This is a genomic window from Streptomyces bohaiensis (assembly GCF_012033785.1).
GTDB classification, from domain to species: domain Bacteria; phylum Actinomycetota; class Actinomycetes; order Streptomycetales; family Streptomycetaceae; genus Streptomyces; species Streptomyces bohaiensis.
This window is the reverse complement of the sequence record NZ_JAAVJC010000292.1, coordinates 1-5,790: the sequence shown is the minus strand read 5'-3', so window position 1 is coordinate 5,790 and position 5,790 is coordinate 1. Positions and strand designations below refer to the sequence as shown.

Sequence of the window (5,790 nt, the reverse complement as noted above, 5' to 3'; positions counted from 1 at the left end):
GGTGAACGGCTGCTCGCTGTCACCTTCAACGACCTGATCCCCGGGGGCGCGGAGGGCCGCCGCGGCCGGCAGTGCGCCGTGGGCGCCCGCGGGTTCGTGCGCCATCGGCTCGCTGATGTGGCGGGGGGCGGCGAGCCGCGCCCGGACCGCCTCGACCAGGGCGTCGCGGACGCCGGCGATCGCCGCCTCCTGCTCGACCTGGGGGGCTGCGACGACGGTGGGGACGGCCGGTTCGTACTCCTTGACATCGCGGACGCCGCCCTCGCGCATCGACAGGGCGCGCCCGGGCGGGACCCGGCGGACGCCGGCGTAGGGCGAACCGTCGCCGAGCGCCTCCATCGACTCGGGGCAGGCGAGCATCGTGGCGAGTTGACCGATGTCGAGTTGGGCTTCGACGAGGTCGGCGAGCGGCAGTGCCGCGGTGGCGTAGGCGGTGCCGCCCTCCCAGTCCGCGTGGAAGACCGGGTGCAGTCCGGCGAGGTCGGTGGGGATGACGGTGCGCCGCCCGAACCGGGCGACGGGGGTGTAACTGCCCGGGAACATGGTGAGTTGGCGCAGCGCACCGGCACGGGCCGAGATCAGTGCGGAGCGCAGTCGGGCGTCGTCGGCGCCGCAGTGGCCGAGGACGGCGAGCTGGGTGTCGCCGTCCGCGTGGACCAGGCGGATCTCGTCCGGGCGCCAGTCACCGACCGCCCAGAGCGGGTCGGGGCCCTCCCACAGCGGCTGGGCCCCCAGCGGGAGGGTGTCCCGGGCAGCACTGATCGAGGCTCCGCACCACCCCACGAGCCATCGCATGCCGCCTCCCCCACCGGGCCGTGCCCGCCGTGCGGGCTGTTTCGGGTGCGCCCCGCCCCCGGGTAGGTGGGGCAGTCGGGACACAGTGGGGCCATGCTGCCATGGGAGCGGGTGCTACGGCTCGGTACGGAGTGGTGCGTCGCGGGGCAGGGCGGACCGACCCGTGGCGGGTTGCACCCCTGGAAACCGGCGCCATCCGGCCATTGTTGGCCGGAGTTCGCCCCACGACGGCATCGCGCGCGGGCGACGCACCGGTGTGACCCGGGAGACGCTGGTCGCCTCCCGGGCCGCGACCGCCGCCTGCGGGGATGTGAGGCGGCGGCCTCTCGCGGCCCACCGGTTTCCAGAGCGCGGCGGACCGACCCACGCCCGCACCATGCAAGACCTCGGGCCCTCACCTGCACAGAGCGCACAGGCGGGCGCACGGCCACATGCCGGGAGCGCGACCGGGAGCGCCGTGGGAACGTGCCCGCCGCGGTGCGAGGGGGCCGGTCGGCGGCCCGGCGGCGGCCCAGCCGGCAGGGGTGGCGAACCGCTGGGCCGCAGTTCGCCACCGTTGAAGACCAGCCATCCGACGACAGGACCCTTAACGGTCAGAAGGCATCGAACTACGCTGGGTTGGCGAAAGCGCGGAAAGCCCTGTGCTGGTCGCGGGGTTGCCGTCGGTGGTGTTCAGGGGTGCGCATGTCCAGGCAGTCTCGCGGACCGAACGAGAAGCTCGGCACCGTCCTCGTCCTCGCCGGAATGAGTAACGCCGGGCTTGCGCGTCGGGTCAACGACCTCGGCGCCCAGCGCGGCCTGACGCTGCGCTACGACAAGACCTCGGTCGCCCGGTGGGTGACCAAGGGCATGGTGCCGCAGGGTTCGGCGCCGCACCTGATCGCCGCGGCCATCAGCAGCAAGCTGGGCCGGCCGGTGCCGCTCCACGAGATCGGCCTCGCGGACACCGACCCGACGCCCGAGGTCGGTCTCGGTTTCCCGCGCCACGTCGCGGAGGCGGTGCGCGGCGCGACCGAGCTGTACCAACTGGACTCCTCCCCGGGGCGCGCCGTGTGGCAGTCACTGGCCGGGTCGTTCTCCGTCAGCGCCTACGCCACGCCGGCCGCCCGCTGGTTGATATCCCCGGCCGACGCCTCGGTGGCGCGGGACGCCTCCGCCGACGGGCCGCCGGACGGTGCCGGTGCGCCGGGCGCACCCGGCGGCGACGCCGTCGACGGCCCGCCGGGCCGTGCAGACGGCGCGGAGCCCGCCGGCAGCGAGGCCGGCCGGGACGAGGAGCGCGACCCCGCAGCCGAGGCGGGCCCCTGCCGCGACCGGGACGGCGCCGTCGGACGGGTCGGCCACTCGGACGTGTCCAAGCTGCGGGAGGCCGCCGACGAGGCGCGGCGCTGGGACTCCAAGTACGGCGGTGGCGACTGGCGTTCGGCGATGGTCCCGGAGTGCCTGCGGACCGATGCGGCGCCGCTGCTGCTGGGGAGCTACTCGGACGAGGTGGGACGCTCGCTGTTCCGCGCGACGAGCGAACTGACGCGGCTGGCGGGGTGGATGGCGTTCGACACCGGTCAGCAGGAGGCAGCGCAGCGCTACTACATCCAGGCGCTGCGGCTCGCGCGCGCCGCCGCCGACGTGCCGCTGGGCGGCTACGTGCTGGCGTCCATGTCGCTGCAGGCCACGTACCGCGGCTTCGCCGAGGACGGCGTCGACCTCGCGCAGGCGGCGCTGGAGCGCAACCGCTCACTGGCGACCGCCCGCACCATGAGCTTCTTCCGGCTGGTCGAGGCGCGGGCCCTGGCGAAGGCGAACGACAAGCACGCCTGCGGCGTGGCACTGGCCGCCGCGGAGAGCTGGCTGGAGCGCTCGCGCTCCGGTGACCCGGACCCGAGCTGGCTCGACTTCTACGCCTACGACCGGCTCGCCGCCGACGCGGCCGAGTGCTACACCGACCTCAAGGCTCCCGGCCAGGCCCGGCGGTTCACCGAGGAGTCGCTCTCCGACCCGACCGAGAACTTCGCACGGTCGCACGGCCTGCGTCTGGTGGTGGCGGCCATAGCGGAGCTGGAGTCGGGCAACCTGGACACGGCGTGCTCCATCGGCACCCGCGCCATCGAGATGGCCGCGCGGATCTCCTCGGCCCGCGCCACGGACTACGTCCGCGACCTGCTGCACCGCCTGGAGCCGTACGAGAACGAGCCCGTCGTGAAAGAGCTGCTGGAGGCTGCTCGCCCGCTCCTCGCTTCTCCGGCATGATCCAGCACATGACACGGGCACCGTACGACTGCGATGTGCTGGTCGTCGGCGGCGGCATCGTGGGGCTGGCGACGGCGCGCGCCCTGCGGACCGCCTCGCCGCGGCTGCGGGTGGTCGTCGTGGAGAAGGAGTCCGGGCCGGCGCGGCACCAGACCGGCCGCAACAGCGGCGTCGTGCACAGCGGCGTGGCGTACCGCCCCGGCTCGCTGAAGGCGCGGCTGACGGTCGCCGGCGCCGCCGAGATGCTGGCGTACTGCGCCGAGCACGGGCTGGCGCACGCGCGCCCGGGCAAGGTCGTCCTGGCCACGACCAGCGAGGACGTGCCCCGGTTGCGCGACCTGGCGCAGCGCGGGCGCGCCAACGGCGTGGCGGTGGAGGAGCTCTCACAGCGGCAGCTCGCCGCGGTCGAGCCGCATGTCCGGGCGGTCGCCGCGCTGCGGGTGCCGAGCACCGGCGTCTGCGACTTCGGCGCCGTCGCGGAGCGGCTGGCCGCCGATCTCGACGTCCGCTACGGCGCCCGGGTCGCCGCGGTGGACCAGCGTCCCGGTACCGGCGTCGCCCTCGGTACCGAGGGCGGGCATGTGCTGCGGGCACGCGCGCTGGTGACGTGCGCCGGGCTGCACGGGGATCGGCTCGCGCGACTGGCCGGCGTGGAACCGGGGCTGCGGATCGTCCCGTTCCGCGGGGAGTACCGCACCCTCGCGCCACGGGCTGCGCGGCTGGTGCGGGGGCTGGTGTACCCGGTCGCCGACCCGGCGCTGCCGTTCCTCGGCGTCCACCTGACCCGCGGGACGGACGGCACGGTCCACGCGGGGCCGAACGCGGTGCCCGCCCTGGCCCGGGAGGGGTACCGGTGGTCCGCGGTCGACCCCGCCGACCTGGTCTCGACGCTCGGCTGGCCCGGCACCCGGCGGCTGGCGGCGCGCCACTGGCGGGCCGGGGCGGCGGAGATCCGCCGGTCGCTCTCCCCCGCCGGGTTCACGGCGGCGGTGCGGCGGCTGCTCCCGGCGGTGGAACCGGAGGACCTGCTGCCCGCGCCCGCCGGCGTTCGGGCGCAGGCGGTGCTGCCGGACGGGACCCTGGCGGACGACTTCCGGTTCGCCGAGGGTCCGCACAGCGTGCACGTGCTCAACGCGCCCTCCCCGGCGGCGACGGCCGCGTTCCCGATCGGCCGGGAGATCGCGGAGCGGACGCTGCGGCGGCTCGCCGGAGGCTGAGAGCGGGTGTGCGACCCCACGCCGGGCCCGCGACGCCGGCCACGGCCATCTGCCGCGTTGTCGAAGGACGCCCGCGTTACCACCCGGTACGAGGGCGCCTCTCCGCCGTGCAGCTGACCGCATCCGACGCCGCGAGCCGATCCGACGCGGGGGCACACACCCGCTCTGAGCGGCCGGGGCCGGGCGGCGCGACCGGTGTCCGCCACGGCCGGGCGTGCCTGCCCGGCGGACCGCCGGAGCGGGTGGCCGGGCGGCCGGGGCCGCCCCCGCGCTCGGCCGTCCGGGCGACGGCGGCGAAGCCGCGACCGTAAAATCGGGGCACTATGCACCAGCCTCCGCACTCCCACACCGCCGAGCCCTCCGCCGCGACCGGCTCCGCCGCCTCCGACCCGCAGGCCGCGCCCCGGACCTCGTCCGCGCCCGAGGAAGTCGGCGAGGTGACGCCGGACGGCGCCGGCCACGGCGCCGCCGACGCGGCGGACGCCCCGGCCGAGACGTCCGGGACGCGCACGAGCGACGACCCCGCCGAACCGGCGGCCGAGCGGGCCGCCGGCAGCGACTCGGCCCCCGACTCCGACGCCGACCGCGAGGTCGGCCCCGAGTCCGACGCCGACCGCGGGGTCGACCCCGAGCCGGCGACCGGAGCCGGCGGGGCGCCCTCGGGGGCACGCCGTCGTCCGCCGGGTCACCGCCGGCCCTGGGAGCACACCGAGAACCCGCGACCCACCCCCGGCCAGTTCCCGCCCGGCGTCGGCCCCACCGCCAACCCCGCGCCCGACCACGCCCTGTCGATCCGCAGCTTCGTCCCGCGCCGCAGCCGGGTGACGGAGGCACAGCGCGAGGCGCTGGTGCGGCTCTGGTCCCGCTGGGGGCTGGAGGTCGACGCCGAGACCGCTGTCGACCTCGAAGCGCTCTTCGGCGACCGGCCGGTGGTGATGGAGATCGGGTTCGGCATGGGCGAGGCGACCGTCGAGATGGCGGCTGCGGACCCCGCCACCGGCATCCTCGCGGTCGACGTGCACACCCCGGGCCAGGGCAACCTGCTGCGCCTGGCCGAGCAGCGCGGGCTGGACAACGTGCGGGTCGCCAACGGCGACGCCAACCACCTGCTGGGCGACATGCTCTCCGGCCGCTGCCTCGCCGGGGTCCGCGTCTTCTTCCCGGACCCGTGGCCGAAGAAGCGGCACAACAAACGGCGGATCATCCAGCCGGAGTTCGTCGAGTTGTGCGCCTCCCGCATGGCGCCGGGCGCGCTGCTGCACTGCGCGACGGACTGGGAGGAGTACGCCGAGCACATGCTGGAGGTGCTCTCCGCCAGCCCGTCGTTCGAGAACACGGCGGAGGGCTACGCCCCGCGCCCCGCGTTCCGGCCGATGACCCGGTTCGAGCAGCAGGGCATCAACAAGGGGCACGTCGTCAACGACCTGCTGTTCCGCCGCCTGCCCTGAGGCCAGGTCCGCCCGCCGCGTCGCCGATTCCACGGTCGCGCTGCGCAGCCGCAGCGCCGCCGCCTGGGAGCTCCGCGGCCGGG

At 76.0% G+C, this 5,790-nt stretch carries 3 protein-coding genes and 1 pseudogene; 3 read left to right on the top strand and 1 reads right to left on the bottom strand.

Annotation, left to right across the window (positions count from 1 at the left end; translation table 11 throughout):
• A pseudogene (locus tag HCN52_RS21150) lies at positions 1-795 on the bottom strand (asparagine synthase-related protein); the annotation flags it as partial.
• Positions 796-1,479: 684 nt separating this feature from the next.
• Between HCN52_RS21150 and HCN52_RS21145 the strand changes: the two are divergent.
• From HCN52_RS21145 to trmB, 3 genes are all read left to right on the top strand, one after another.
• Positions 1,480-3,042: an NsdA family TPR-like regulatory protein gene (locus tag HCN52_RS21145; RefSeq protein ID WP_168090043.1), complete on the top strand. Its 1,563-nt coding sequence runs from the start codon at positions 1,480-1,482 to the stop codon at positions 3,040-3,042.
• A gap of 8 nt (positions 3,043-3,050) precedes the next feature.
• Positions 3,051-4,259 carry an L-2-hydroxyglutarate dehydrogenase gene (lhgD, locus tag HCN52_RS21140; protein WP_245175336.1) on the top strand — a complete coding sequence of 403 codons (1,209 nt, stop codon included), beginning with the start codon at positions 3,051-3,053 and terminating at the stop codon, positions 4,257-4,259.
• A gap of 323 nt (positions 4,260-4,582) precedes the next feature.
• Complete coding sequence (gene trmB / locus HCN52_RS21135; RefSeq protein ID WP_168090041.1) at positions 4,583-5,707, top strand: tRNA (guanosine(46)-N7)-methyltransferase TrmB; 1,125 nt, start codon at positions 4,583-4,585, stop codon at positions 5,705-5,707.
• Positions 5,708-5,790 lie beyond the last annotated feature (83 nt).

Coding starts and splice junctions, on each gene's coding strand:
- HCN52_RS21145 (WP_168090043.1), top strand. CDS start 1,480: ATGTCCAGGCAGTCTCGCGGACCGAACGAGAAGCTCGGCACCGTCCTC.
- lhgD (WP_245175336.1), top strand. CDS start 3,051: ATGACACGGGCACCGTACGACTGCGATGTGCTGGTCGTCGGCGGCGGC.
- trmB (WP_168090041.1), top strand. CDS start 4,583: ATGCACCAGCCTCCGCACTCCCACACCGCCGAGCCCTCCGCCGCGACC.